The 26,925-nt window shown below is 65.4% G+C and carries 29 protein-coding genes; 14 read left to right on the plus strand and 15 right to left on the minus strand.

From position 1 onward, the window contains the following. Positions 1-6: 6 nt before the first annotated feature. The gene (locus LB554_RS06805; protein ID WP_141906984.1) at positions 7-711 is read right to left on the minus strand and encodes an SDR family oxidoreductase; all 705 of its coding nucleotides are present in this window, start codon (positions 709-711) and stop codon (positions 7-9) included. 122 nt (positions 712-833) lie between these two features. Continuing rightward, positions 834-1,451 carry a helix-turn-helix domain-containing protein gene (locus LB554_RS06810; protein ID WP_015317007.1) on the minus strand — a complete coding sequence of 206 codons (618 nt, stop codon included), beginning with the start codon at positions 1,449-1,451 and terminating at the stop codon, positions 834-836. Between the two features lie 131 nt (positions 1,452-1,582). On the opposite strand from LB554_RS06810, the gene LB554_RS06815 reads away from it, so the two are divergent. The 3 genes from LB554_RS06815 (at position 1,583) to LB554_RS06825 (ending at position 5,574) form a co-directional block, all read left to right on the plus strand. Further along, positions 1,583-2,716: an NAD(P)/FAD-dependent oxidoreductase gene (locus tag LB554_RS06815; RefSeq protein WP_224583721.1), complete on the plus strand. Its 1,134-nt coding sequence runs from the start codon at positions 1,583-1,585 to the stop codon at positions 2,714-2,716. Between the two features lie 43 nt (positions 2,717-2,759). Next, positions 2,760-4,388 carry an ABC transporter substrate-binding protein gene (locus LB554_RS06820; protein ID WP_224583723.1) on the plus strand — a complete coding sequence of 543 codons (1,629 nt, stop codon included), beginning with the start codon at positions 2,760-2,762 and terminating at the stop codon, positions 4,386-4,388. An 85-nt stretch (positions 4,389-4,473) separates the two neighbouring features. Continuing rightward, on the plus strand, positions 4,474-5,574 hold the full coding sequence (locus LB554_RS06825; RefSeq protein ID WP_224583725.1) for a serine hydrolase domain-containing protein: 1,101 nt from the start codon (positions 4,474-4,476) through the stop codon (positions 5,572-5,574). Positions 5,575-5,580: 6 nt separating this feature from the next. Here LB554_RS06825 and LB554_RS06830 read toward each other — a convergent pair whose 3' ends face one another. Together LB554_RS06830 and LB554_RS06835 are read right to left on the minus strand one after the other, a co-directional pair. Further along, positions 5,581-6,144, minus strand: coding sequence for a cytochrome b (locus LB554_RS06830; RefSeq protein WP_224583726.1), 564 nt, complete (start codon positions 6,142-6,144; stop codon positions 5,581-5,583). Between the two features lie 132 nt (positions 6,145-6,276). Then, positions 6,277-6,996 carry a 3-keto-5-aminohexanoate cleavage protein gene (locus tag LB554_RS06835; RefSeq protein ID WP_224583728.1) on the minus strand — a complete coding sequence of 240 codons (720 nt, stop codon included), beginning with the start codon at positions 6,994-6,996 and terminating at the stop codon, positions 6,277-6,279. A gap of 201 nt (positions 6,997-7,197) precedes the next feature. Between LB554_RS06835 and LB554_RS06840 the strand changes: the two genes are divergently transcribed. Next, on the plus strand, positions 7,198-7,392 hold the full coding sequence (locus tag LB554_RS06840) for a hypothetical protein (RefSeq protein WP_181173006.1): 195 nt from the start codon (positions 7,198-7,200) through the stop codon (positions 7,390-7,392). 96 nt (positions 7,393-7,488) lie between these two features. On the opposite strand, the gene LB554_RS06845 is transcribed toward LB554_RS06840, so the two are convergent. After that, positions 7,489-9,594 carry an EAL domain-containing protein gene (locus tag LB554_RS06845; RefSeq protein WP_224583737.1) on the minus strand — a complete coding sequence of 702 codons (2,106 nt, stop codon included), beginning with the start codon at positions 9,592-9,594 and terminating at the stop codon, positions 7,489-7,491. Between the two features lie 228 nt (positions 9,595-9,822). On the opposite strand from LB554_RS06845, the gene LB554_RS06850 reads away from it, so the two are divergent. After that, positions 9,823-10,272, plus strand: a complete 450-nt coding sequence (locus LB554_RS06850; protein ID WP_140618033.1) for an ester cyclase — start codon at positions 9,823-9,825, stop codon at positions 10,270-10,272. Positions 10,273-10,333: 61 nt separating this feature from the next. Here LB554_RS06850 and LB554_RS06855 read toward each other — a convergent pair whose 3' ends face one another. Both LB554_RS06855 and LB554_RS06860 read right to left on the minus strand, forming a co-directional pair. Beyond that, a complete protein-coding gene (locus LB554_RS06855) occupies positions 10,334-10,864 on the minus strand; it encodes a hypothetical protein (RefSeq protein WP_015316998.1) in 531 nt (176 codons plus the stop codon). Positions 10,865-10,991: 127 nt separating this feature from the next. Continuing rightward, on the minus strand, positions 10,992-11,318 hold the full coding sequence (locus LB554_RS06860; RefSeq protein ID WP_224583739.1) for a DUF1330 domain-containing protein: 327 nt from the start codon (positions 11,316-11,318) through the stop codon (positions 10,992-10,994). 176 nt (positions 11,319-11,494) lie between these two features. On the opposite strand from LB554_RS06860, the gene LB554_RS06865 reads away from it, so the two are divergent. The 5 genes from LB554_RS06865 (at position 11,495) to LB554_RS06885 (ending at position 15,079) form a co-directional block, all read left to right on the plus strand. Further along, positions 11,495-12,187, plus strand: a complete 693-nt coding sequence (locus LB554_RS06865; protein WP_224583741.1) for a winged helix-turn-helix transcriptional regulator — start codon at positions 11,495-11,497, stop codon at positions 12,185-12,187. A gap of 133 nt (positions 12,188-12,320) precedes the next feature. Further along, the gene (ada, locus tag LB554_RS06870) at positions 12,321-13,436 is read left to right on the plus strand and encodes a bifunctional DNA-binding transcriptional regulator/O6-methylguanine-DNA methyltransferase Ada (RefSeq protein WP_224584036.1); all 1,116 of its coding nucleotides are present in this window, start codon (positions 12,321-12,323) and stop codon (positions 13,434-13,436) included. Between the two features lie 14 nt (positions 13,437-13,450). Further along, a complete protein-coding gene (locus LB554_RS06875) occupies positions 13,451-13,669 on the plus strand; it encodes a hypothetical protein (RefSeq protein WP_224526894.1) in 219 nt (72 codons plus the stop codon). Positions 13,670-13,790: 121 nt separating this feature from the next. Next, positions 13,791-14,339 (plus strand): methylated-DNA--[protein]-cysteine S-methyltransferase, encoded by a 549-nt coding sequence (locus tag LB554_RS06880; protein WP_224583742.1) that lies wholly within the window; start codon positions 13,791-13,793, stop codon positions 14,337-14,339. Further along, positions 14,336-15,079, plus strand: coding sequence for a 2OG-Fe(II) oxygenase (locus tag LB554_RS06885; RefSeq protein WP_224526900.1), 744 nt, complete (start codon positions 14,336-14,338; stop codon positions 15,077-15,079). The genes LB554_RS06880 and LB554_RS06885 overlap by 4 nt, the downstream gene beginning before the upstream one ends. On the opposite strand, the gene LB554_RS06890 is transcribed toward LB554_RS06885, so the two are convergent. Further along, on the minus strand, positions 15,057-15,989 hold the full coding sequence (locus LB554_RS06890) for a LysR family transcriptional regulator (protein WP_224583744.1): 933 nt from the start codon (positions 15,987-15,989) through the stop codon (positions 15,057-15,059). The genes LB554_RS06885 and LB554_RS06890 overlap by 23 nt on opposite strands. A gap of 120 nt (positions 15,990-16,109) precedes the next feature. Between LB554_RS06890 and LB554_RS06895 the strand changes: the two genes are divergently transcribed. After that, on the plus strand, positions 16,110-17,024 hold the full coding sequence (locus LB554_RS06895; protein WP_141906980.1) for an alpha/beta fold hydrolase: 915 nt from the start codon (positions 16,110-16,112) through the stop codon (positions 17,022-17,024). A 116-nt stretch (positions 17,025-17,140) separates the two neighbouring features. After that, positions 17,141-17,902, plus strand: coding sequence for an alpha/beta fold hydrolase (locus LB554_RS06900; RefSeq protein WP_140791318.1), 762 nt, complete (start codon positions 17,141-17,143; stop codon positions 17,900-17,902). Here the strand turns inward: LB554_RS06900 and LB554_RS06905 are convergent. From LB554_RS06905 to LB554_RS06930, 6 genes are all read right to left on the minus strand, one after another. Further along, entirely contained in the window at positions 17,871-18,869 is a 999-nt protein-coding gene (locus tag LB554_RS06905; RefSeq protein ID WP_140791316.1) for a sigma-70 family RNA polymerase sigma factor, read from the minus strand. The genes LB554_RS06900 and LB554_RS06905 overlap by 32 nt on opposite strands. Continuing rightward, positions 18,866-19,396, minus strand: coding sequence for a dihydrofolate reductase family protein (locus LB554_RS06910; protein ID WP_224583746.1), 531 nt, complete (start codon positions 19,394-19,396; stop codon positions 18,866-18,868). The genes LB554_RS06905 and LB554_RS06910 overlap by 4 nt, the downstream gene beginning before the upstream one ends. Before the next feature lie 2 nt (positions 19,397-19,398). Continuing rightward, the gene (locus LB554_RS06915) at positions 19,399-20,337 is read right to left on the minus strand and encodes an alpha/beta hydrolase (protein WP_224583747.1); all 939 of its coding nucleotides are present in this window, start codon (positions 20,335-20,337) and stop codon (positions 19,399-19,401) included. A 104-nt stretch (positions 20,338-20,441) separates the two neighbouring features. Further along, the gene (locus tag LB554_RS06920; protein ID WP_224583749.1) at positions 20,442-21,323 is read right to left on the minus strand and encodes an SDR family oxidoreductase; all 882 of its coding nucleotides are present in this window, start codon (positions 21,321-21,323) and stop codon (positions 20,442-20,444) included. 123 nt (positions 21,324-21,446) lie between these two features. Further along, positions 21,447-22,034 carry a dihydrofolate reductase family protein gene (locus tag LB554_RS06925; protein WP_140618023.1) on the minus strand — a complete coding sequence of 196 codons (588 nt, stop codon included), beginning with the start codon at positions 22,032-22,034 and terminating at the stop codon, positions 21,447-21,449. Positions 22,035-22,071: 37 nt separating this feature from the next. Then, positions 22,072-22,950: an NmrA family NAD(P)-binding protein gene (locus LB554_RS06930; RefSeq protein ID WP_224583774.1), complete on the minus strand. Its 879-nt coding sequence runs from the start codon at positions 22,948-22,950 to the stop codon at positions 22,072-22,074. 110 nt (positions 22,951-23,060) lie between these two features. Between LB554_RS06930 and LB554_RS06935 the strand changes: the two genes are divergently transcribed. Further along, complete coding sequence (locus tag LB554_RS06935; RefSeq protein ID WP_023782851.1) at positions 23,061-23,477, plus strand: winged helix-turn-helix transcriptional regulator; 417 nt, start codon at positions 23,061-23,063, stop codon at positions 23,475-23,477. Between the two features lie 161 nt (positions 23,478-23,638). Next, a complete protein-coding gene (gene dinB, locus LB554_RS06940) occupies positions 23,639-24,886 on the plus strand; it encodes a DNA polymerase IV (protein WP_224526936.1) in 1,248 nt (415 codons plus the stop codon). 55 nt (positions 24,887-24,941) lie between these two features. Here dinB and LB554_RS06945 read toward each other — a convergent pair whose 3' ends face one another. After that, positions 24,942-26,771: an alpha/beta fold hydrolase gene (locus LB554_RS06945; RefSeq protein ID WP_224583777.1), complete on the minus strand. Its 1,830-nt coding sequence runs from the start codon at positions 26,769-26,771 to the stop codon at positions 24,942-24,944. Between the last annotated feature and the right edge of the window lie 154 nt (positions 26,772-26,925).

Genomic DNA, 26,925 nt, shown 5'->3' on the forward strand with positions numbered 1-26,925 from the left:
CGCCTCTCACAGCGCCCGGATCACACCCCCATCCACGCGGATATTCTGCCCGGTAATATACCCTGCCCCGTCCGACGCCAAAAACGCGATCGTCGCGGCGATCTCCTCTGATGTGCCATAGCGCTGCATCGGCACGTTGTCGCGGCGCTCTTCGGTGGCGGGCAGGCTGTCGATCCAGCCGGGCAGCACGTTGTTCATGCGCACATTGTCGGCCGCGTAGGTGTTGGCGAAAATCTTGGTGTAGGCGGCAAGGCCGGCGCGGAACACGGCCGACGTCGGGAACATCGCGTTCGGTTCTGCTACCCAGGCCGTCGAGATGTTGATGATGGCGCCGCCCTTCTGCTTGACCATCTGCGGCGCCACGATGCGCACCGGCCGGATGACGTTCATCAGGTAGACGTCCATGCCGGTGTGCCACTGCTCGTCCGTGATCTCCAGGATCGGCGCGCGCGGTCCATGGCCGCCGCTGTTGACCAGCACGTCGATGCGGCCATAGCGCTCCAGGGTCAGGTCGGCGAGCCGCTGCAGATCGTCGTTCGACTGGTTGGAGCCGGTGACGCCGAGCCCGCCAAGCTCCTTGGCCAGCGCCTCGCCCTTGCCGGACGAGGACAGGATGGCGACCTTGAAACCATCCGCCGCCAGCCGTTTGGCCGCCGCCGCCCCCATGCCGCTGCCGCCGGCCACGATGACGGCTGTCTTTTCTACACTCATCGGATTTCCTTTTCAGATTGGCGGGAGCTACGGTTTCAGCGGTCCTATAGCCGGTTTCGCCGCGCAGTTCGAACGAGAAAGCCTGAATCGAGCTGCAGAAAACTTGCGCGGTGAGCTGCGCCCTATCCTTCAACCGTCTCCAGCTCGCTCAGCAGCGTGCCTTCCATGTCGGGCTCGTCGCCGGAGCAGACGCACAGCATCTCGGCGTCGCCCTCACCCACCGACAGATAGGCGTGGCCCATGGTGGAATCGATGTAGACGCTCTCGCCCGCTTTCAGCCGCACCGGCGCGTACTGGTCGGTATGCAGTTCGATCTCGCCCTTGAGCACGATCAGGAATTCCTCGCCGGCATGCCTGGTCAGCGGGCCGAATTCTTGCGGCGTGCGGGCGCGCGCATAGGCGTGGATCGGCACCATGCGCTTGCGCACCAGGTCGGTGGCGAGATACCGGTAGTCATAATTTCGGGTCAGCTGGCGCAGCGTGTTGGACTGCGAGGTGACCGAACGGCGGGTGCGCGCTGCCGGCTGCTTGCGGTCGCCGCTGAGCAGTTCCGTCACATGGATGCCGAGCCCCTCGCAGATCTGCAGCAGCTTGTCGTAGGTCAGCGACATCTGGTCGTTCTCGACCTTGGACAGCGTCGACACCGCGACGCCGGTGAGCGCGCTGACCTCCTGCAAGGTCCAGCCATGGGTTTTTCTCAAAGCCCGCAGACAATCACCGAGATTGGGTTGCTCCGACATTGCCAGCTCCAAGGCGCGGGATCGCGCCGCTCCACCCTAGGTAGTCGAACTCCCCGAAGCCATCAACAACACCGAAATTTTCTTATACGCTAAATATTGACTGGATACGAAAATATTTTTACGACTGATGAATGCAGTCAAAGTCCTTCCAAAAGATTGTCGTCATCGGCGGCGGCATTGCCGGCCTCTCACTTGCCGCCGAGGTGGCGGCCTGGGCCGACGTCACCGTCATCGAGCGCGAGCCGCATCTCGGCTACCACGCCAGCGGACGCTCCGCCGCTCTGTTCACCGAGACCTACGGCAACCGCCTCGTGCGCGGGCTGACGCTGGCCAGCCGGCAGGCAATCGTCGAGGGCGGTTTCGTCGCCCACCGGCGTGGCGCGCTGCATGTCGGATGGACCGGTGACGATGCCGCCATCGACAAGCTGGCTCGTGATTTGCAGGCGCTGGTGCCATCAGTGCGCCGCCTCTCGGCGGCCGAGCTCCACGCGCTGGTTCCGGTCATTGCCCAGCAAGCCACATGCGGCGGCGTCTATGAGCCGGACGCGGTGGATGTCGACACGGACAAGATGCTTGCGACCTGCGCGTCCAAGCTCAAAGCCGGCGGCGGCACCATCCGCACCGGCGAGGAGGTCCGCGCCATCTCACGCGACGGCAGCGCTTTTAGGGTTGAAACAAGCGCCGGCGTCTACTCGGCTGACATCATCGTCAACGCCGCCGGCGCCTGGGTCGATGTCGTCGCCGGCATGGTGAGACTCCCGGGCCTCGGCTTCCAGCCGAAACGGCGCACCGCCTTCCTGTTCGATCCGCCCGCCGGGTTGGACATCGCCGGCTGGCCGCTGGTGGTCGACCTGCACGAGCAGTTCTACTTCAAGCCCGATGCCGGCAGATTGATCGGTTCGCTCGCCGACGAGACGGATTCCGAGCCTTGCGATGCGTATCCCGAGGATATCGACGTCGCCATCGCCGTCGACCGCATCGAACAGGCGACGTCTATGCGCATCGGCCGCCCGTCGACGCCGTGGGCGGGCCTGCGTACCTTCGCTCCCGACCGCACGCCGGTCGCCGGCTTCGACCCGCGCCTGCCCGGCTTCTTCTGGCTCGGCGGCCAAGGTGGCTACGGTTTTCAGGTGTCGCTGACGCTGGCCAGGCTGAGCGCGGCGCTGATGCGCGGCGAGCCCCTGCCCGACGACGTCACCGCACTCGGCGTCACCGCTGGGGCGCTGGCGCCCGATCGCTTCCTTACCCCGGCGACGACGCCATGAAGTTCCTTCCCTCAACCCCGAAGTGTCATCAGGAGCGTTTGCGATGAAATCTCTGCGCGCGGTGCTTGCCCCGTCCCTTCTGGCCACGTCCCTCCTGGCCACGTCCGTTCTGGCCTCATCCGTCCTTCTCGGCGGACAGGCCTACGCCAAGACGCTGGTCTATTGCTCGGAAGCCAATCCCGAGACCTTCAACCCGGCGATCGGCATCGCCGATTCCACCATGGACGCCGCCGCCAAGACGATCTTCAACCGGCTGGTCGAGTTCAAGCCGGGCACCACCGAGGTCGGCCCGGCGCTCGCCGAAAGCTGGGATGTCTCGTCGGATGGCAAGGCCTACACTTTCCATCTCAGGCACGGCGTGAAGTTTCAGTCGAACGAGCATTTTTCGCCCACGCGCGACTTCGACGCGGACGACGTGCTCTACACCTTCAACCGCCAGCGCGACGCCAACAATCCCTATCACAAGCTTGGCGGCGGCTCTTACGAGTACTTCAACGCGCTGGGCATGGGCACGCTGATCGACAGAATAGACAAGGTCGACGACTACACCGTGCGCTTCACGCTGACGGCTCCCAACGTCACATTCCTGGCCGGGCTGGCACTCGACTATCTCTCCATCCTGTCGCTGGAGCAGACCGAAAAGATGGTCGCGGCCGGCACGCCGGAGCTGATCGACAGCATGCCGGTCGGCACCGGACCGTTCGTGCTTGAGGCCTATGTGCCCGACAGCCAGGTCCGTTATGCCGCAAACAAGGATTACTGGCGCGGCGCGCCGAAGATCGACACGCTGGTCTTCGCCGTCACGCCCGAGCCGACCACCCGCGTCGAGCGCATCAAGGCCAATGAATGCCAGGTCGCCGCGCCGCCGCCGCCAAGTGCTGTCGCCGACCTGCGCAGCGATCCCGACATCACGGTTCTCGATCTCAAGGGCCAGAACATCGGCATCCTCGGCTTCAATGTCGAGCACCAGCCGCTGGGCGACGTGCGCGTGCGCACGGCACTGGCCAAGGCCGTCGACCGCAAGGCGATCGTCGATGCGGTCTACGCCGGCGCCGGCACGGTGGCCGGCAGCGTCGTGCCGCCGGCGCAGCTCGGCGCCGTCACCGATGCCGGCATCGACTACGATCCCGATGGCGCCAAGAAACTGCTCAAGGACGCGGGCCACGAAAGCGGCCTCAAGATCAGCCTGTGGGCGATGCCGGTGTCGCGCCCCTACAACCCCAACGCCAAGCGCATGGCCGAGATGATCCAGGCCGACTGGGCGAAGATCGGCGTGCACACGGAGATCGTCAGCTTCGAATGGGGCGAATACCTCAAGCGCACCGCGGCGGGCGAACAGGACGCCTTCCTGCTCGGCGGCAGCAGCGACAATGGCGATCCCGACAACATGCTGAGCTATCTGCTCTCCTGCGACGGCGTGAAGGGCGGCTCCAACCGCTCGCGCTGGTGCGACAAGCATTTCGAGAAGCTGCTCGACGAGGGCCGCGTTGCCGCCGACCCGAAGGAGCGCGCCGCGATCTATGGAAAGGCGCAGGCCATCCTGAAGGCCGAGGTGCCTGTGGCGCCGATCGCCCATTCGATGGTGGCGATCCCGATCCGCAAGAGCGTGCTGAATTACGTGCTCGACCCCTTCGGCCGGCAGAATTTCGCCGCCGTCGATATTGCGGAGTGAGGCTTGTCACGCTGGGTGTCCCCCTCATCCGGCCCCGACGCGGCCGATTTTGCGAAGATCCCGCGATCCACAAAGCGAGACCACCATGCCAAAAGACCTGAACGCTCTTCTCGCCACCTACATCGCCGATGGCGCGGTGGGTGCGTCGCTCGCCTATGCCAGGGGTGACACCACACCAACCGCGCTCACATCAGGCCTCGCCGATCGCGCGCAGGGCACGCCCGTCACGTCGGACCAGCTGTTCAAGATCGGCAGCTGCACCAAGACCTTCGTCGCCGCGGCCCTGGTCAAGCTCGCCGAGACCGGCAAGCTCGACCTTGGCGCGCCGATCGCCTCCTGGTTCCCGGACCTGCCTGGCGCCAAAACCATTTCGGTACGCCAGCTGGTCAACCATCGCAGCGGCCTGCCGGAATTCGAATATTACATTCCAATGGACCCGAGCCGGCAATGGACGCCGCAACAGCTGGTCGACATCGCCTTCGCCTCCGACAAACAGAAGCCACCGGGCGGACCGGCCGTCTACAACAACACCGGCTATGTCCTGGCCGGCATGGTGATCGAGGCCGTCACCGGCCAGAAGCTGGGCGCCTATGTCAGAAGCGCGGTCCTTGAGCCACTCGGCCTGAACAACACCTGGTCGCCGGCGACCGAGGCCTTCCCCGATAAATCGATGGTGCGCGGCTATTACCACCGGCCGCCGCCAGCGCCGAACGCGCCCACCGATATCGCCTCGGGCGGCGAGATGTGGCGCATGGACGGCGTGCTGCCTTACTCCAATGAACTGCAGGATTCCTCCGACTCCTTCCCCTTCGGCGCCGCCTATGGTTGCGGCGACATGGTGTCGACGCCGTCAGACATGGTGGGCTTCATGCGCGGCCTGTTCTCCGGCGGACTGTTGTCACCGCCCTTCTTCGCCGAGATGTTCGAACACCGCGTGCCGGCGAGTTTCCCCGGCACCCGCATGCGCGAGACGGGCGCGGGCATGTTCCAGAGCACCTATGCGGACCGCGCCTTCTACGGGCACCAGGGCAGCATTCCGGGCTATGTCGCCGTCATGCTGCACGATCCCGAGACGGACCTCACCATCGCCATGACCAGCAATGTCGGCTCCGGCAATCGCCTCTCCTTCCAGGCGAGCGGCCTGCACCCGGTCGTCGATCGGGCGATCCGCATCATTCTCGACTGACCGCGTTCAGCCGCCCTGCCGCGACGATGGATCGGGCAGGCCCGGCAGCATCTGGCTCAGCACCCGGTCGCGAAGGAAGAAATGGTGGAAGATGGCGGCGGCCGCGTGCAGGCCGGCGATCCACATCATGACGTCGCCGAGCGTGCCATGAATCTCCGCCAGCGGCGCGCCCCAGTTGCCGGAAAACGGACCGATCGCTCCCAGCCCATAGACAGTGACCGGGTGGCCGCCGAACAAGGCGCCGACCATGGCTGTCGCCGGAACGGCGAACAGCAGCGCATAAAGCGCCCAATGCGTTGCCTTCGAGGCGATCTCCATCCAGGCCGGCATGGCCGGGGCATCGGGAATGCGGTCGAACCGGCGCCAGATCAGGCGAACGATCAGCAAGCAGAAAACGGTGAAGCCGAGCGACTCGTGCAGCAGCAGCGTCGACGCCCTGGCCGCTGAATAGACCCGCTCCGGCGGACCGCCCGCCGAGACCAGGAAGGCAATGAGCACCAGCAATGCCGTCAGCCAATGCAATGCCTGGGCGAGGCGCCCATAGCGGGTTGTCGTGCCGGACAGCGACATGCGAGAGCTCCGAAACGGTTGGACATCTCCCCTCGCCCGCAAATGTGGCCTTATTTCAGCTGTTCCTCAATCGCCTTGCCCGAGCGAATGGCATCGCCGAGTTCGCCGGCGCGCGGCCCGACAAGGTTCAGCTCATACTCGTGGAGTGAAATTCGCGGCAGTCGCGGCCACGATCTCGGCATTGTCCCTCGCCACCGTTCCATCGGCGAGTGTTTTGCCGTCCTCCAGCCCGACCCGTGTCGACCAGCGCTTTTGCCGCGCAAGGTCCACGAACGGCCAGACCGTGCCGTCGACGCCGTGCAGCAGGATCTGCCGCCGCACGCCTGCGCGTTCGAGAATGGCGGCGATGCCGTGCGCCTCGTCGAGGGCTGCAGGCAGGTCCGGTATGTCGATCTCGATCAGGATGCGCAGTACGCGGCCGTGATCGGCGAGCGCCACGAAGCGCTCGGCATCTTCCGTCGTGGCCAGCCCCGCCTCGATGCCGATGCCCTGCTTGCGCAACAACTCCATCACGGCGGGCGCGTCGGTTTCTGAAAGATTGACCGAGGCATAGTCGGGCAGTTCCCGCCAGGCGGCGATCGCCGCGCGGGTGCGCGCCACATCGTTCTCGATCCAGGCGCCGGTCGACACGCCGATCAATGTGCCCGGACAGGCCTGGCGCACGGCAAGGACCGTCGCATCCACCGCCGCCAGGCTTTCGCGCCCGCCGGCGCCGCGCGGATGGATGTGCAGTTCGGCGGCACCCGCGGCGACGCAGGAAGCCGCATCGCCGGCCATTGCCTGTGCCGTCAGCGGTAGCCTGGGATGGAAATCGCGCGAACGCGCGCCGTTGATGCAGGCTTGGACGATCATCGATTTCACCTCGGGCAAAAGAGCGCAGTCTAGACAAGCCGCCAAACCGCGCAAAGCCGGCAGGGCCGTCACACCTGACACGATGGCGCCGCCAGCAGCACGGCGTTCGCCGGCATTTGAATAAAAGGCGCCTGTGGATATTTACCCCACCTTGCGCCAGGCAGGCCAATATCCATCAGGGCGGGATCATGGAGGGAACCATTGACCAGCGATTTTTCAGCCGCCCGTCTCCATCTCGAACGCGCCTACCACTATCTGCGCGGCAATGACGAGACGAGCCGCGCCACATGCGAGGCCCTCGACCTGTTGATCGAGATGGTAGCGGAAGCACAACACAGGAAGCCGGAACCCGGGGTGCTGGAATTTCCGCGAGCATCGGTGCGCCGACTCGGCTGAACAGCACGCGTGGCGTTGTTCAGCCCGCGCGGATCAAATCTTCGTCTTGACGCATGTCGCTCCGGGCCGCTTTTGGAGCGACATGCATTTGATCTCTCAGGACGCCTTGCGTCTCGACGCGGCACCGGCCATTCGCGCCGATTGCGCCACGACCCGCTCCAGCGGTTCGGGCCGGTGCAGCAGAAAACCCTGACCGAACTCGACGCCCATATCGGCCAGCATGGCTACCGTGTCCTGCCGCTCGATCTTCTCGCCCACCACGGCGCAGCCGAGGCTGCGGGCAATGCTGGTGATGGCCAGCACGATCTCGCGGTCGAAGCGGCTTTCGGTGACGTGCTCGATGAAGGAGCCGTCGATCTTGATGGCGTCGACCGGAAAGCGCCTGAGATATTCGAACGAACTCATGCCGGCGCCGAAATCGTCGAGGCTGACCCGGCAGCGCCGCTCGCGCGCCTTGCGCACGAATGCCTCGGCGGCGTCGAAATTGGTGACGGCGGCGGTTTCGGTGATCTCGAAGCCGATGCCGGAATGCGGCGTCCCGGTTTCCTCGATGACCCGGTCGACAAAGTCCCATAGTCCCGGATCGCTCAGCGTCTGCGCCGACAGGTTGAAGCCGAGCGTGATCGCGCCGGACTTCATCGCCGCGCCGTGCCGAGACAGGGCGGTGCGGATGATCCAGCGGTCGAGCCGCGCGGCAACGCCGAAGCGCTCCGCCGCCGGAATGAACTCGCCGGGCGGGATCAACCGGCCGCCCTGTCCGGCAAGCCGCGCCAGCACCTCGACATGGCGGCTCTCTTCCCAGGGCCTGCCCAGCCGGTGAATCTGTTGGCCGAACAATTTCAGCCTGCCGTCATCCATGGCGTCGACCGTGTCGGCGGCGAGCCGCGCCGCGTTGAGGCCGGCCGAACCGGAGACGGCATCGGTCGAAAACAGCGCGAAGCGATCGCGCCCGGCGGCCTTGGCCGCGTAGCAGGCATCGTCGGCGCAGGCCAGCGCGTCGGCAACCGTGGTGGCACGGTCGCGGACGACGGTGATGCCGATGCTGGCCGCCAGCCGGCGCGACGTCGCGGCAAGGCCGAGATCGGCGTCGCGCACGGCCGCCAGGATGGCGCCGGCCAGACCTTCGGCTTGCACGGCGTCGCAATCGGGCACCATCAGGGCGAACTCGTCGCCGCCGAGCCGCGCCGCATGCGCCGATGGCGGCAGGCAGCGGCCGATACCCGCCGCGACGCTCTTCAGCGCCAGATCGCCCGCGGCATGGCCGGCGAAATCGTTGAGGGCCTTGAAGTAGTCGAGGTCGACATAGAACACCGCCAGCGGCACGGCCGTGGCGATATGGTGGGCGAGCAGACGGTCGAAGGCGGCGCGGTTCCAAAGGCCGGTCAGCGCGTCGTGGCGGGCGGCGAAGGCAAGCTCCTGTTCGCGCAGCTTGTCCTCGGTGATGTCGCGCACGGTCCCCAGCACCTGGCCGGTGGCACCGGCGGCGGCGATGAAGCGCAGCAGCGATTCGACATGGCGGATCTGGCCGTCGCGCTTGATAATGCGGTACTGCGCGGCGATGACGCCGTCGGTTCCCAATGGCACCCTGTGGGCGCGTTCGGCGGCGTCCTTATCGTCGGGATGCAGGTAGCTGTGCCAGAGATCGGCCGTCACCTCGTCGGTCACTGCGACGAGGCCGAATATCTCTCTTGTGCGCGCGTCCCAATAGCTCTTGTTGGTAGCGATGTCGTAGTGCCAGATGCCGGTGCCGCTGGCGGCGAGCGCCAGGCGAAAGCGGATATTGACCTGTTCGAGCGCGGCTTCGGCCGCCTTCTGCTTGGAGATGTCGGTCTGCACGCCCATCAGCCTGAGCGGCTTCCCGTCGGCGTCGCTCTCGACGATGCCGCCTCGGTCGAGCACCCAAACCCAGTGGCCCTGCTTGTGCTTGAGCCTGAGTTCGGTCTCGATGGCGTCGGTCAGCCCGGCAATGTGGCGGTCGCCGCTGGCCTGCGCCCGTTCCCGGTCGTCGGGATGGGTAAGCTGCAGCCACAGGTCACTGGTATTGGCGAGTTCGCCGTCCTCGTAACCCAGCATCCGGGCCCAGGTCGCCGAATAGAAGCAGTCCCCCGTGCTGAGATCCCAGTCCCAGACGCCAAGATGGGCGCGCTCCAAGGCCTTGGCCCAGAACGCTCCGCTGCGACTTTTCTTATCCTGACCCGCCATTCGTCCGTTTTGCCCGCTCCACCCGCGGCAATCTGCGGCAAAACCAGAAAAGAAACCGTTACCGGGCCGCGGAGGGGGGATGTCCACGCTCCTAGCGACAGTCTTGGCATCAGCCTTTCGATTGGCCGGCAAGAACCGGAGTTTGGCCCGGCTCGATTGGTCATAGGAATGGGCGTGTTCACCAGCCAGTCCGGTGATCACGAAGCAAGACAGGAAAAGGACCTCCCAATGACCAAGCAGGAAGACAACAAGGCCGTCGTCATCAGATGGTTCACCGACTTCTGGGGTGAAACCTGCGACCTCTCCGTCGTCGACGCCGTCGCGGCCCCCGATATGCTGCTCAAATACTCGCTGCACGAGCCGCGCCGCGGGCGCGACGACATCAAGGCCTTCATGACCGATTTTCGCGCAGCCTTCCCGGATCTCAACTTCTGGGCCACCGCCGATCTCATCGCCGAGGGCGACTATGTCGTCGGCCAATGGGAGGGCGGCGGCACGCATACCGGCCCGGCCTTCGGCGATTTTCTCATCGGTTCGCTGCCCGCCGCCACCGGCCGCACGATGCGCTTCACCGGCACCACGGTGCTCAAGGTGATCGACGGCAGGATCGTCGAGGAAATCGGTCTCGACGACGGCGTCACCGCCCTTACCCAGCTCGGCCTCATCAAGCCCGCCTGAGAAATCTCACGCAGAACCGAGGTGGGGGCCAGGCGGCATTGCCGCCGCCTGGCTATGCCGCTTACTGGCTCGGCGCCATCGCGTGTTCGCACGACACTTTCGGGTTCATGTCGGCGAACGTGCCGGTCGGGTTGCCTTTCCAGGCCCAGACATGCAGTTCGTAGAACTCACCCAGGCCATAGCGGTTGGGCGCGCTGTTGAAGTTGAACAGCTGTCCCTCGAGCGACGCCGGCCCCTTCGAGGTGATGTATTCGACCGCCACCAGCGTCAGGGTGCCGTCGGTCATCGGCTCGTACATCACCGCTTCGGGACGGGCGATGTCGATCTTGTCGTCCTTCAGGTACCCGCCATTGACATAGTGGATGCCCATGGCGCCGCCGGTGATGCCGCTGGCGCAGGGAATGGGCGCATAGCCTTCCGCCGTCGCGGCGTTGACATCGAGAAACCGGCTGTTGGCGGCCCGCACCTTTTCGGCCAGCGGATTGGCACCGGACGTGGTTTCAGCCGCCTCCTGATGCGCCTGGGCAAAGGTGGTGCAGGCGGCCAGAATGGCCCCTGCCACGAAAAGCCCGTTGCGAAAATCGCGTATCATGTTTGTTCCATTCTTCTTGAAAAAGCACAGCGGGCCGGCCGCCGAAAATACGGAGGCCCGGCAGGCAAGCGCCGTGGCTGTTGTTGCTTGGTGATCCCGGATACGGTGCAAGGAATGCCGGGAGAGATCATCCCTTCGGCAGATACGGGATCGTTCCGGCCAGATCGGTGTCGTCGATCAGCTGGAAACGGCTGTCGCTGCCGCCCTGGCGGGCCGAAACGAAGGGCGCGTAGGCCGGATCGGTGGTGAAGGCGCGCGCCGCTGCTTCCGACGGGAACGCCATCAGGGCGATCAGCGTGGTGTCGAGCGGCTTGCCTTCGAGCGTCTTCACATTGCCGCTGCGCGACAGATATTTGCCGCCATGCTTGTGGACGAGGTCGTGCACCGAGGCGGCATAGGCCGGCACCCATTTCGGGTCCTTCGTCTTGATGTCGGCGATAACGTAAGCAGTCATTGTCGTCTCCTGGTTGCGGCGCACAGGGATATCCCGTGCAACCGTCCAGAGGGCTCGCATGGCGGGACCCGAGCCGACCAGTCCGCGATCTGTACTAGGCCGGTACAGTTTCTGTACTCGCCGCTTCAATCACGAAGGACTAATGTTGCCCGCAGGTTCTAGGGAGAGGCACGGTCATGACCCAACACGGATACAAACAGTTCTGCCCGCTATCGATGGCCGCCGAGGTGCTGTGCACCCGCTGGACGATGGTGCTGATGCGTGAGCTTGTGGCCGGTTCGACCCGTTTCAACGACTTGCGCCGCGGCGTGCCCAAAATGTCGCCGACCCTTCTGTCGCAACGGCTTAAGGAGCTCGAGCTGGCGGGGATCGTCGAGCGCAAGGAGGTCCCGGGAGAAAAAGGAATTTTCGACTATCGGCTGACGGAAGCCGGCCGCGATTTGCGCCCGGTCGTCGAGGCGATGGGCTTCTGGGGGCAGAAATGGGTCGAGTCCCGCCTGTCCCTCAAGAACCTCGATCCGTCGCTGCTGATGTGGGACATGCGGCGCAATTTGAACCCCTCGCCGCTGCCGGAAGGACGAACGGTGATACAATTTCTGTATCAGGAACTCCCCGCCTCCAAACGCTCCTGGTGGCTGATCGTCGAAAAGCACGGCGAAGTCGATCTGTGCTGGTATGATCCGGGCTTCGACGTCGACCTCTATGTCTCGACCGACCTGCACACGATGACGGCGATCTGGATGGGAGTGCTCACCGTCGAGAAGGCCGGCCCGAAGGTCGTCCTGACCGGCGACCAGGCCATCGGCAGGAAGATGCAGGCCTGGCTGGGGCTCAGCCCGTTCGCGGTGGAACCCAAACGCGCGGCGTAGCAGCCGGTCCCGTCTGTGCAGGCGTCTCGGCTGCGCTCACATGCAACATCCCGGTTCCAATCACGCGTGCGCCTCCTGACAGTTGGCAGGAAACGGGTGGCGGGGCTGGCTTCTGGCGGCTTCAATGCCAGCCATGTTCATCGCTCTGGCCAAACATCTGCAACCCGCGCCGCTGCTGGCCGACGATCCACGCTGGGCGCGCATTGTCGCCCGCGACAAGTCGGCCGACGGCGCATTCTGGTATTCGGTGGCGACGACGGGGGTTTATTGCCGGCCCTCCTGTCCGTCGCGGCGCGCCAACCCAGCCAATGTCCAGTTGCACGACACTTTACAGGCGGCGAGGGCGACAGGCTTTCGCCCATGCCGGCGCTGCAATCCGGAAGGCCCTTCGCTCGAGGCCGCCAACGCCGCGATGATCGCCGACGCCTGCCGCAGGATTGAGCAGAGCGAGGTTGAACCGTCGCTGATCGAACTGGCCGATGCCGCCGGCCGCAGCCCCGGCTATTTCCACCGCGTTTTCAAGGCGGTCACCGGGCTGACGCCGAAGGATTATGCAGCGGCCCGGCGTGCCGCCCGGGTCCGCCAGGGCCTGGAAGACGGCGTCAGCGTGACATCGGCGATCTACGATGCGGGCTTCAATTCGAGCGGGCGCTTCTACGAGAAATCGACCGGCATGCTCGGCATGACGCCGACGCGCTATCGCGCCGGCGGCGCCAACGAAGAGATCCGCTTCGCCGTCGGCGAAACCTCGCTCGGCACCATCCTGGTCGCATCGAGCCGGAAAGGCGTCGCCTCGATCCTGCTCGGCCAGGACCCCGACGCGCTGGTGCGCGACCTGCAGGACCGTTTCCCCAAGGCGCGGCTGGTCGGTGGCGACAGCGACTACGAGGCGCTGGTGGCCCGCGTCGTTGGCCTCGTCGAGGCGCCGGCGCTCGGTCTCGACCTGCCGCTCGACGTGCGCGGCACCGCGTTCCAGCAGCGCGTCTGGCAGGCCTTGCGGGACATCCCGGCTGGCCGCACGGTTTCCTATGCCGAGATCGCCGGCCGTATCGGCGCGCCGAACGCAACCCGCGCCGTCGCCGCCGCCTGTGCCGCCAACGCCCTTGCGGTCGCCATCCCTTGCCACCGTGTGATCAGGAAGGATGGCGCCCTGTCGGGCTATGCCTGGGGCGCCCAGCGCAAACGCGCGCTGCTCGACCGCGAGGCCGGCGATGCTGCGGAGAAGGCCTCGCGGTCCTCGCGGGCCTGACGGCAATGCGCGCGATGGCCAGTTCTTCCACCACCGGTGCGAACGGTCAGGTCGCCAACGGCGCCGCCGTCAGCCTGGAGGACGCGAAGGCGCTGGTGTTGGCCGTCATCGGCACGCTTGTCGAGGATGGCAAGGCCGAGTGGAGCCGCACGACGACCGGCGAGTTCGAGCTGCGGCTGATATCAGGCGAAGTTTTTTTGCTGGACGAGGTCGGCGTCACCCGTGTCGCTTGAGGCGGTCCAAACCGCACTTGCTTTCGCCGTTCAGCCTCCTGGATTGAATTTGAAAGCAAGCATCGGAGTGAGCGGCACCGGCCAGTTCGTTAGGGTTAAGGCATAGACAGGAGTGAAGGCAATGAACCACATTCAAACCGATATGCAGGCGACAACCACCAGCGTCCTTGACACCATCAGCTACGCCATCGGCCAGTCCGCGCTTGGAAACACCCTGGCGGCGCGCGGCCCCATCGGCGTCTGCGCCATCCTCATCGGCTCCGACGCCGGCACGTTGCGGCAGGACCTCGCCAACCGCTTCCCCGGCAGGGTGCTGCTCGAAGACGCGGCCGGCCTGCGCGATGATCTCGCGGCGATAGCGCGCTTCATCGAAACGCCCGGCGCCGGTCTCGACCTGCCGCTCGACATGCGCAACGGCACGCCCTTCCAGCAGCGCGTGTGGGAGGCGCTGCGCGCCATCCCATGCGGTGCCACCGTCACTTACACCGCCCTAGCCCGGCGCCTCGGCATGCCGGACGGCGCCCGCGCCGTGGCGACGGCCTGTGCCGCCAACGTCATCGCGCTCGGCATTCCTTGCCACCGGGTGTTGCGCGCCGACGGCTCGCTGTCCGGCTACCGCTGGGGCATCGAGCGCAAGCGCGCCTTGCTGGAAAGGGAGGCCGCGATATGAACGCCGACGCCAGGGTCGCGCCATCGCTGGTCGCAGCCGCCGAGACACGCATCGCCGCCTATGACTGGCCGGCGCTCGCCACCGAGCTCGACAGCTTCGGCTGCGCGGTGATGGAAAAGCTGCTCTCGGCCGATGAGTGCCGGCAACTCGCCGGCCTCTATCCCCAGGAGCAACATTTCCGCAGCCACATCCACATGGCCAGGCACGGTTTCGGCAAGGGCGAATACCGTTATTTCCGCTATCCCTTGCCCGATCTGGTCGGCGGCCTGCGCGGCGCGCTCTATCCCAGGCTGGCCGCGGTCGCCAACCGCTGGAACGAGCGCATGGGGATCGCCATGCGCTACCCCGCGACGCATAGCGCGTTTCTCGACCAGTGCCATGCCGCCGGTCAGGTCAGGCCGACGCCGCTTTTGCTGCAGTATGTGCCCGGCGACTTCAACTGCCTGCACCAGGACCTCTATGGCGACCTCGCCTTCCCGCTGCAGGTGGCGATCCTGCTTTCCGAGCCGGGCGAAGATTTCACCGGCGGCGAATTCGCGCTGACCGAACAGCGGCCGCGCATGCAGAGCCGGGTCGAGGTGGTGCCCTTGCGCCAGGGCGATGCGGTGGCTTTCGCGGTTCACAACCGGCCGGTGCAGGGCACGAAGGGCAATTACCGCGTCAACCTGCGCCACGGCGTCAGCCGCCTGCGCTCCGGCATGCGCCACACGGTCGGCATCATTTTTCACGATGCGAAGTGAGCGCCGGCCCATGCTCCCAATAGGGCGGATCGCCGAAAGCGTTGCGCAGCCATGCGGTAAGTGCGCGCAGTTTGGCGGATCCGCGCCGATCCTCGGGACAAGCGATATAGATGGTGGCTCCTTCAGGCTCCGCACCCACATCGACTACCGTCAATCGCTTGTCGGCGATCTCGGTGCGGATGAAGTAGGCGGGGAGCAGCGCCAGGCCCAGGCCGGCAAGCGCGGCGTCGCGCATCAAAATCCCATTGTTGACGCGCAGCGCGGTTTCCGGGCGGATCGTCACCAGCCGCCGCGAAATTTTGAACCGCCAGTCGGCGGCACCTCGGATGGAATAGATGATGCCCTTATGGCGCTTCAGGTCATCGGTGGTCACGGGCAACCCGAATTGCTCGGTATAATCCGGCGAGGCCACCAGGAAGCGACGGCTGGAAGCTAGCTTCTTGACGATGACAGGTCCATCTTCGACGACCGGCCCATGACGCACAATGGCATCGTAGCCATCGGCCACCATGCTGGCGAAACGATCCTCAAGATCGAGCGTCAGTTCAATTCCCGGGTGCTTGGCCAGGAAGCCATATAGCGCCGGGCCGAGATGGAGGATGCCGAAACTGGTCGGCGCCGATATCCTGAGCGGCCCGGCGAGTTCGCCGCGGCGCTCGGCGATTTCGGCGCGGGCATCGGCCACCTCCTGCATGATGCGCTTGGCGCGCTCGTAAAAACCTCGTCCCGCCTCGGTGATGGAGAGTTTGCGGGTAGTGCGGTCCAGCAGCTTTGTGCCGAGGCCGCGCTCCAGTTCCGACAGTCGCTCGCTGATGACGGATTTCGACAGGCTCATGCGCCTGGCCGCTTCGCTGATCGAACCGGATTCCGCTACGGCGACAAACGCGGCGGCCGATTCGAGCTTCAGCATTGTTCGGCTTTCCCGAATTCACCGTCAGGCGACAGCCACCTAACGAAATCAAGGACATGGTGCCATAATTGTGCAGGTCGCGATACCGCGATCACAGAACAAAAGCTCGGAGAGTGCAGCATGTTTCGTCCGTTGGTTGTCGTCCTTGGTCTGCTGGCCATGAGTGTTCCGGCCTCTGCGCGCGTTGTCGCGTTTCCGGCCGGCTTCAAGACGCAGACGATCGAGACCAACGGCACCAGCCTGAACGTCCGTGTCGGCGGGCAAGGGCCGGCGGTCGTGCTGCTGCATGGTTTCGCCGACACCGGCGACATGTGGGCGCCGGCTGCGATAGCGTTGATGATGGACCACACCGTGATCGTGCCGGACCTGCGCGGCATGGGCCTTTCGGCGCATCCCGACGGCGGCTACACGAAGAAGAACCAAGCCGTCGACATCGCCGGCGTGATGGACGCGCTGAAGATCGACAAGGCCGACCTGGTCACCCATGACATCGGCAACATGGTCGGCTATGCGCTGGCCGCGCAGTATCCGAAGCGCATCACCAAATGGGTTGTCATCGACGCGCCGCTGCCGGGCATAGGCGACTGGGACAAGATCAAGCAGAGCCCGCTGCTATGGCATTTCAACTTCCGCGGCCCCGACATGGAACGGCTGGTGGCGGGCCGCGAGCGCATCTACCTCGATCGCTTCTACAACGAACTGTCGGCCGACCCCAAGAAGATCGACGAGGCGACGCGCGTCCACTACGCCAAGCTTTACGCCCGGCCACATGCCATGCACGACGCCTTCGAGCAGTTCAAGGCATTCGACCAGGATGCGATCGACAATCAGGCGATGCTCACCACGGGCGGCAAGCTGACCATGCCAGTGCTCGCGGCGGGTGCGGAAAAATCGGCCGGCACGACGCAGGCCGACATCTTGCGGTTGGTCGCCAGTGACGTGACCGGAGCCATCGTGCCTGCATCGGGCCATTGGATCATGGAGGAAAACCCGGACGCCACCGTCACGCTGATTACAGATTTCCTCGCCAAGTAACAGCACGGCTTCAGCGACCACCGCGGGCTCTGCCAGGGCCGACCTTTGTAACGATGAAGCCGAACGGGATCGCGCCCAGCAATGGTGCGGCCCGTCGCGACAATGGGAGACATTCTATGCCGTTAACGCATTTCCTGACTCTGGGAACCGCCGTTCTCCTGACGGCGACAGCACCGGCGTCAGCCGCCGATGTCCCGAAGAAAACGGTCGTCCTGGTGCACGGCGCGTTCGCCGACGGATCGAGCTGGAGCAAGGTCATTCCCTTGCTGCAGGCCAAGGGGCTCAATGTGGTGGCCGTGCAAAATCCTTTGAGCTCGCTTGCCGCCGATGTCGACGCAACCATGCGCGTCATTGATGCCCAGCCGGGTCCGGTCATTCTCGTCGGTCACTCCTGGGCCGGCGTCGTCATCAGCCAGGCCGGCGTGAACGACAAGGTCAAGGCGCTGGTCTACGTCGCCGCATTCGCGCCGCCAAAGGGCGTGTCGATCAACGAGCTTGGCAAGGGTCAGCCGCCGCCGCCCTGGGCAAGCGCGCTGCAACCCGACAGCGGCGGCTATCTCAGGTTGAGCGCCGAGGGTGTCGCCAAATATTTCGCGCAAGACCTGCCGCCGGCGGAAATCGGGGTGATCGCCGCCACCCAGGGACCAGCCTTCTCCGGTATCTTCGACGAAAAGCTCACCGCGGCCGCGTATGAGACAAAGCCGAGCTGGTACATCGTCGCCAGGCACGACGGAATGATCCCGCCGGCGGCCGAGGCCGCGATGGCGAAGGCGATCGGCGCCAAGGTCACCGAGTTGCCGACCAGCCACGTCGCCATGCTCGCCAAGCCCCGCGAAGTCGCCGATGTTATCCTGGCGGCGGTGGACTCGGTGAAGTAGGCAGGGAAACGATACCGGCGAGGAGGCCAGGATAGATCCCCTCCACGTTTGCCATCTCCAGGATCCACGGGCAGGCATAATAGTCGCTGATGCTGTCGATCACCCCGCCCGTGGCGCCGATCCGGACCAGATATGCCTGCCGCCAGACCTCGCCATATTGCCTGTCGACGACCAGCACCATCTCCCCTTCGAACGCGCCTGGCCGCACGCGCCAGGGCAGTTCGCTGCGCTCATATTCGACGAAGTAGGGCGAACCCGACAGCAAGCCGCTGTAGCAGTCCGACACCTGGAGGCGTGCATCGGCGCTGGTCAGTGCCCGCACGCCGTCCCAGTCCCTGGCGTTGAAGAGCGCGACATAGCGATCAAGCAGCCGCTTCAGTTCGGGATCGTGTGGCGGCGCCGCGGCCGGTTGCGCGGGTAGAGCGGCGAGCTTGGCGCGGCCGCGATTGAGCGCCGATTTGACGCCGCCCGGTGTCGAGCCGACCAGCTCGGCGATCTCCTCCAGCGAATGGTCGAAGACATCCTTGAGCAGCACGCAGGCGCGCTCCTTCGGTGGCAGATGCACCACCAACCGCTCGATGGCGCGGCCGGCGCCCGGACCGGCCGGCTCGACCGGCTGCACCACGTCGTCGTCGGCATAGAAGGCCTCTGCCGCGTGCCGCGTGCGGCGATTGCGGATGAAATCGATGCACCTGTTATGCGCGATGCGGAAAAGCCACGGCCGCAGCGCCTGCGCATCGTCGAGCAGCTCGATCTTGCGATAGGCCTCGAACAGTGCCTCCTGCATGATGTCCTCGCCATCCAGCGCCGAGCCGGTCATGCGGGCGCAATAGCGATGCAGCCTGGCGCGCAGATGCGAAACCGTCTCCAGGAACGCGGCATAGCGCAGGTCGAACACGCGGTCGGGCTCAGGCCAGGCCCGCATGCCTCGTGCCGTGTCGGGGGATTTGCGGATCTGCTGGTTCATCGCGGCACATAGGTCAGGGTCACCACGCCATTGGCAAAACGGTTGATGTCGACCAGTTCGAGATCGATCGGCCCGACGTCGTCGAAGGCGCGCTTGCCCTGCCCGACCCATGTCGGCACGATCGACAGATGATACTCGTCCACCAGCCCAGTGGAAAGCAAGGTGCGGTCGAGCTGCGACACGCCATATTTCAGGATGTCGCCCCCCGGCTGGCGTTTCAGCGCCGCGAGCGCCTCGGCGACGTCGCCCTCGATCAGCGCGGCATTCCACGACACCGTCTTCAGCGTCGTCGAGGCGACCAGCTTCTTCAGGCCGTTGATGCGGTCCATGTACGGACCCTTGGTCCCGAGCCAGCGCGCGAAGAACATCTCGTAGGTGGCGCGGCCAAGCAGGAAGAACTCGACGTTCGAAAGCGCCAGCAAGGCATGGTCCACATTCTCTCCGACGAAAAATGGCGACGCCCACGTCATCGGCGCCTCGATGACGCCATCCAGCGAGACGAAACTCGACACGATCAGCCGCCGCATGCTCACGCCGCCTTTTCGCTGGTCTTCTCACCGGGAGCCGGCAGCCCCAGTCTCGGCCGCACCCAGGCGGCGAAGCGGGCAATGGCGTCATCGGCCTCCGGCGCCCGCCCTGCCATCATCTGGAAGGAGTGGAGCATGCCGTCAAAGACGTCGAGCCGCGTCTCGACCCCCGCCTGCCTCGCCCGCTCGGCGAACATGCGGCTTTCGTCGACCAGCGTCTCGTCGGCGCCGGCCTGCAGGAAGACGGGTGGAAAGCCGGAGAGGTCGGCGTAGAGCGGGCTGACTTCGGGATCGCGCCGATCGGCATCGCCGATGAAATTGGCCGCCAGCCAGTCGACGGCTTCCCTGGCGAAGGCCGGGTCCTTGTCGCGGTTGGTCTCGTAGCTGGCGCCGGTCAACGCCATGTCGAACCAGCCGGAGATGATCAGCGTGGCGACCGGCAGTGGCCGCCTTTGCGCGCGCAGCCGCTGCAGGACGCCATAGGTCGGCACCGCGCCGCAGGAGTCGCCGGCGATCACGATCCGCTTGGGGTCGAAGCCTTGGTCGACGAGCCAGTCCCAGCCCGATGTCGCGGCCTCGATCTGGGCCGGATGCTTCGCTTGGTGCGCCAGCGGATAGTCGTAGAGCAGCGCCCGGCAGCCGATGGCCTTGGCGAGATGACCGACCAGCTTGCGGTGCGTGTAGATCGAGCCGCCGATGAAGCCGCCGCCATGCGCGTAAAACAGCACCCGCTGCTCGTCGGCGCCCTTCGGCACGATCCACATCGCCGGCACGCTGCCGGCATCGACCTCGATATAATCGACGCCGCCCGGTTCGCCGGTCAGCGCCGTCCAATTGACGTCGTTGTAGTCGATGACCGCCTGAGGGCTGGTCAACTTGCCCGCATTGGCCGCGAGCGCGGCGTAGTGGTTCCTGTTTGCCTGACTTTGCATGCTCGCCATGACCGTTTCTCCGTGGTGGCCGATCGCGGTCCGGCGCGACCTTCAGGTAAGAGACGGACGGGCAGGCAAAAAGGATACGTGCCGGCCCGCGTTTTTTCGGCGGCCTACGCCCCGCCCCGCAACATTGCCGCGTGGCGTTGGGCGAATTCGACGAACGGCGTTGCGCGCACGCCGAACATCTCGTGGGTGGCCAGATGCACCCGCGATTTCGGCCGCCGCAGGCGCTCGGCCAACTGCTCGTCCAGCGCATCGGCGAAGTCGGCGGGGACGCCGGCGGCCAGCAGCTTGCGCCGCCGCTCTTGCGGGCTGATGTTGACGTAGCGGACCGGCTTGCCGATCGCCTGCGAAATCCGCGCCGCGATGTCGCTCATCGTCAGCGCCTCCGGTCCGGTCATGTCGAGGCTCTCGCCTTCATGGCCGCCATCGCGCAGCAGACGGACGGCGACCTTGGCGATGTCCTCGACATCGACCGGCGACAGTTCGGTGCCGCCAAGCGCCAGATAGAAGGCGCCCTCGGCGGCAATGGTCGGCGCGTCGCGCAGATAGACCTGCATGAACTGGCTGGGGCGCAGATGCGTCCACGCCATGCCGGCTCCTTCGAGATAGCGCTCGACCTCCTCATGCATGCGCGTGAAGCGGAACTTCGTCGCGTCATAGCCGATGTTGGATTCGGCACCGGAAAACTTCACCACATGCGCGACGCCGGCCTGCTTGCAGGCGTCGATAAAACGGCACTGCGTCTCGACCATGTCTTGCGCGGCGGTCGAAATCATCAGCACGCGATCGACACCATCGAGAGCCGCGCCAAGCGTCTCCGCCCGGCGCATGTCGCCGTCGACCAGCTCGACGCCGGCAAGTCCGCCGAGCCCTGCCGCGGATGCCCGGTTAAGATCGCGAACCAGCGCCCTCACTTGATGCTTCTGCCGCGCGAACTCGCGCACGATTGCCTTGCCGTTCAGGCCGGTGGCGCCTGTCACCAGGATCATCTGTCTCTCCATTCAGCGTTGATGCGGCCGCCCTTCCGGCGACCCACCTTGAAGACGAAGAGAAGCGGGCAAAGGATTCCGGCCAAACGTCTTTTTACCGGCGTGCGGCCTGCGCGCCGGCGATCAGCCCGCCGGCGCGTAGCGGCTGACCACCATGCCGCAGGCATAAGCCTTCGAACCAAGCAGAAGCAGGTTTCGGAACCCGCCCTCATCGAAGATCCGGCGGCCGGCGCCCAGCACGGCCGGATTGACGAACAGCTGGAACTCGTCGACCAACCCGGCCGCGATCAGCGCCGACGCAAAGCCCGCCCCGCCAAAGACGGCCATGTCGCCGCCCTCACCCGCCTTCAATGCGTTGACCTCGCGCGGCAGGTCGCCGCTCACCACCGTCGTGCGCTCCCATCGCGAGGTCTCGAGCCTGTCGCTCGGCACCACCTTGCGCGCTTCGACGATACGCTGGGCGAAGGCATAGAACGGATCGGCCGGATATTTCCGCGCCGCGTTGCCCCAATGGGTGAGGTAACCTTCCTCAGCCATCTTGCGGCTGAGCAGGATGGTGTCGATGCCGGCAAACACCGCGTTGAAATCACGCTTCAGCTCCTCGTCCCAGCCGATGTCGTCGCCCCATCCCCAGAGTTGCCAGGGATGGTCGGCATCGCCGCCGACGAAACCGTCGACCGACATCTGCATCTGAAGGATCAGCTTTTTCATGGGGTTCTCCTCGTTTCCGGATTCCAGGCAGGAAGGATCACGCCGCGCTTTGCGCACGGGCAAAGGCTTGTGCCCAGCTCTCGAAAGTGGTCGGCGTGGCGTTGCGGATTGACGGTGCCTCAAGCGCCCAGCGTTCACCCTTGTTGAAACTCGCCGCCGTTTCGCCGAGCGCATCGGCAAAGCTCGGTGACAGGCCGTTGGCGATCATCCCGGCGCGCGCCTCAGTGAATGGAGCCGCCTTGTAAGTGACCTGCCTCCCCATCGCGCTGCCCAGGATCGCGGTGGCCTGCTCGAAGGTATAATAGCCTCCGCCATGCAATTCGATAACCCGCTCGCTTGGAAAGCGCGTGGCGTCCAGCAGGGCGGCGGCGCGCTGGCCGACATCGCTGGCAGCAATCAAAGGCATCGGCAGATCGCCACGGAACGGCGTCATGAAGATGCCGGAAGCGGCCTGCTGGACAAAGCCCATGCCCTTGGCGAAGTTCTCCATGAAGAATGAGGCGCGCAAAAACACCAGCTCGTCGAGGCCGAGCGCCGCCAGCCGGTCCTCCATCAAGGCGGCGCCAAGCGAAGTTCCCATCCTGAGATGGGCGTTGAGGCCGCTGAGCAGCACGACGCGGCGCACGCCTGACTTCGCGATCGCCGCCGCCAGCCGCGCGCCGACTTCATCTTCGAAGCGATGAACATCCGGCGCCGTGACGTCGAACGGAATCATTACATAGGCGCTGTCGGCACCGAAAAAGGCGGAGGCGAGCGCGTCGCTATCGTCAAGCGCGACACCCAGGCTGCGCGCCACGCCGCGCACAATATGCCCCCGCCCGGTCAGGACCTGGGCGACTGCCTTGCCAACCTCGTTGGTGGCCCCGATGACCACGACGGTTCTCGGTGTGCTGATTCCCCCGACGGCCTGGCTCATGACGTCCTCCTGCTGGCCAAGTTGCGATCTAACGATTTACTTTTGGAAGCACTTGACTGATGGAAAGAACGATGTCAATAGTAAAGTGATTTAAAAATGGAACCATAGAGATGTCAACGCGTGAAAGATCCGGCTGCCCGATCAGCCTGTCGCTGGAACTGCTCGGCGATCGCTGGACGCTGCTCATCATCCGCGACCTGGTCTTCGCCGGCAAAAAGCATTTTCGCGAGTTCCTGCAATCCGATGAAGGCATCTCCTCGCGCACATTGGCCGAGCGGCTGCAGACGCTGCAGGACGAAGGCATCCTCACCCGCAGCGACGACCCTAGCCACGGGCTGAAGGCGATCTACCGGCTGACCGAAGCCGGGATCGATCTCCTGCCTGTGCTGGCCACGCTCGGCGCCTGGGGCAGCAAGCACCGCAAGTCCGACGACAAGCTCGCCCGTATCGCCGACGAACTGTCGGCCGGCGGCGAGCCGGCGCTGGAACGGATGAAGGCGGCACTGCGGGCGGAGCATGTCGTCTAGGAAGTGGCGCTGCCTCCTTCTCCCCCGTGGGAAAAGGAGGCACTTTACGCGCCTCGGTTACGCCCAACGGACACCGATGCACCAAGGACCCAATTGACAACGATCTCTGTTTGTTCACTATAGGTTCCTGTCTATCAGCAATCGCGGATGAGCGGAACAGGATGGAAACGACGGCCACCATCCTGCATGCCGATCTCGACGCCTTCTATGCCTCGGTCGAGCAACTGCTCGACCCGTCGCTGCGCGGCAAGCCGATCGCGGTTGGCGGCGGCGTGGTACTCGCCGCCTCTTACGAAGCGCGCGCCTTTGGCGTGCGCGGCGGCATGCCTGGACGCAAGGCGCGCGAGCTTTGCCCGCAATTGATCTTCGTCGGCGGCAATTTCAGCCACTACCAGCGGCTGGGCGACGCGGCGATCAAGGTGCTCGACGATTTCACGCCGGTGGTCGAACGCATCTCCATCGACGAGGCCTTCGCCGATGTCGCCGGCTGCACACATCTGTTCGGCTCCCCGCGGGAAATCGCGACGGCGATCCGCGGCCGTGTGCGGGCCGAACTAGGCCTGCCGATCTCGATCGGCGTGGCTCGCACCAAGCATCTGGCCAAGATCGCCTCGCAAGTCGCCAAGCCAGACGGGCTGGTGGTGGTCGAGCCCGGCACCGAGCTTGCCTTTCTGCACGATTTGCCGGTCTCGCTGATGTGGGGCGTCGGCCCGGCAACCAGGGCGCGCTTGGCCGAGATCGGCGTCGAGACCATCGGCGAGCTGGCCCGGACCCACAGCGGCGCCCTGACCCGGCTGCTAGGCCCCGCGGCCGGCGAAAAGCTCGCGGCGCTGTCGTGGAACCGCGATCCGCGCAAGCTGGAGACGAAGCGCCGGGCGCACTCGGCCGGCGCGCAATCGGCGCTCGGGCAAAAGCCGGCCGTGGCGCGAGTGATCGTGCCCACACTGCTGCATCTGGCCGATCGCGTCGCCAGCCGGCTGCGCGCCAAGAACCGCCCCGGCCGCACGGTGACCGTGCGCGTGCGCTTTGCCGATCTCAGCGCCGTTACGCGCTCGATCACGCTGGAACAGCCGATCTCGGCGACCGCCATGCTGGCCGAGATCGCAGGGGATTTGGTGCGCGGCGTGCTCGCCGAGCATCCCCGGGAGAAAACGATCTCGCTGCTGGCGATCTCGGTCTCGCACCTGGAGGAGAGCGCCGAACTGCAGCTCGACCTGCCGCTCGGCCTCGCCGACGAGAAGCGCCGCCCGGGCAGCCAAAAAGGCCTCGCGCGCTTCGGCGCCGACCGCGCCATCGACAAGATCCGCCAGCGTTTCGGCAAACAGGCGGTCGGCTACGGTACGGTGGCCCTGGAAGCGGCCCGCTCGGTGCCCGACGCATTCAGGGAACTGGCGGAAAAGGAGCTTTGAATGGAAAAAGGGACTGTCCCCGACGGCGCGCCAACCGACACCATGGCGCGCTTCGCTACTGTCGGGCCGACGCTGCACCGACCCCATAGAGTTGCCCGCCTCCCGGCACGGCGCCTGTTTCCGTCCCGCCGCGCTCTGTAAACACAAGGCCGGAGCCCGGCACGAGATCGCGGATTGTGCGCGACGTAACGATCTCGCCCGGCAAGGCTTGGTCGAGCATCAGCACTGTTTGGTCGATGGCGGTGCCGGTTAAATCACCGTCTTGCTTTTCGCACTCGCCAATATGCACCGCGGCACGGACGCCGAGGCCAGATGGCTTCAAACCGTCGCGGATCGCCATGACGCATTGGATCGCCCGCGTCGGACGCTGGAAGGCAGCGAGGAGGCCATTCGCGTTGCGCCGTATCTCCCTGCCCTGGGCCAGTTGCACTTGATCGCAGATCGCGTCGACATATCCCCGCCTCAAATCCCGGCCATCGGGGGACGCAGATGGCGAGGTGATGTCCACGCAGAGAATGGTGACCAGCACACGCTCGCCGGGTGCCGCCGGCAAGGTGCCGCTGACAAACGACTGGATCTCATCGATCAGGCGATCGGAGCCTTCCCCCCAGATGACATGGTCGTTGCCCGCGAGCTCGATGTAGCTCGCTCCCGGTATGTGTCTCGCCAGGTAGCGCCCCTCCTCGGCCTTGACCCAGCGATCGCCCGTTCTCTGAACGATTAGCGTTGGAACGTGGATGGCTCCCAGTATCTCCCGAACGTCGATTTCGGTGCTCCAGTACCACAGCGAGATCGCATCGGCGGGCGAAGCTGAATTGCGCAGGAAGGCCGCGAACCATTCGCGCTCGAATGCATCGTTCATCAGGCTGGGCGCGGCATTGCTGAGGTCGGCCGGCTCTCCCCATTCGCGCTCGATGGCGACGAGTTCTCTTTCCACCTGCGCCTTGGTTTTGGCCCAGGGGTAGTCCGGCGCCCATACACCTCGGGCATAGGTCCCGTTCAAGATGAGGGCTGCCGTGCGTTCAGGATAGGTCGCGGCAAACAGCATGCACATGCTGCCGCCCTCGGAGCTGCCGAACAGGACGGTACGCTTCGAACCGACCGCGTCCAGGACCGCGCGCACGTCTTCCATACGCTCTTCGAGCGTCGGCAGGCCGACATTGCGATCCGACAGTCCGGTGCCACGCTTGTCCATCCGGATCAGCCGGCAAAAAGAGCCGAGACGGTGCAGGACATGCGCCAGCCTGGGCGATGCCCAGGCAAGGTCGAGATTGGAAACCCAGCCTGGCACATAAATGAGGTCTACGGGGCCGTTGCCCGTTACCTGATACGCGATGTTGCTGCCAGCCGATTTGACATAGTGGGTCGGCGGCGATGCAGCCTGAGCACCGGGCGCAACCGGCCCGGCGGCTGCTGGAGCAGCCGACGCCGTGCGTCGGGCCCGAAGCTGTTCATAGAGCTGCCTCGTTTCCGGTTCCGGCTGAACACGTAGCTGGCGCTGCAAGGCGTCGCGGCAGAGCTCATATTGTTTCAGCGCCAAATTGACGCGGCCCTGGGCCGCACAGGCCCGCATCAAGGCCCGGTGGACGTCTTCACGCAGCGGCTCCCAGGCTAGCAAGCGTGTCGCCGCCTGCACGCAGGACGCCAGATCGTTCTGCGCGAAGTAATGCGCGACGAGCTTTTCCAGCACCAAGACGGCCGTGGCCCGCAGCCGTGCGCGTTCGATCCGCAGCCAGTCCTCGAAGGGTTCCTCCTTCAGGCTGAAGCCATCGAGGAGATCGCCTCGATAGAGGCTGATGGCCTGCTCAAGCTGCTCGGGTGCCGCCTCGGCGGCCAGCACCTCGAACCGGGCGACGTCGAAATCGAGATCATCCAGCGCCAGCATGATGCTGTCGCCATCGGTCAGGAAGCGAACGCCATGGGCCGAGGGCATAGCCTTCCTCACGACAGAAAGAGCCTGCCGAAGGTTCATGCGTGCCTGCGGCTCGCCGGTGTCGCCCCACAGCAGGGCGGCAAGCTTTTCGCGCGAGAGGGAATGC

The sequence above is a fragment of the Mesorhizobium sp. CO1-1-11 genome, from assembly GCF_020164995.1.
In the GTDB taxonomy this organism is placed as follows: domain Bacteria; phylum Pseudomonadota; class Alphaproteobacteria; order Rhizobiales; family Rhizobiaceae; genus Mesorhizobium; species Mesorhizobium australicum.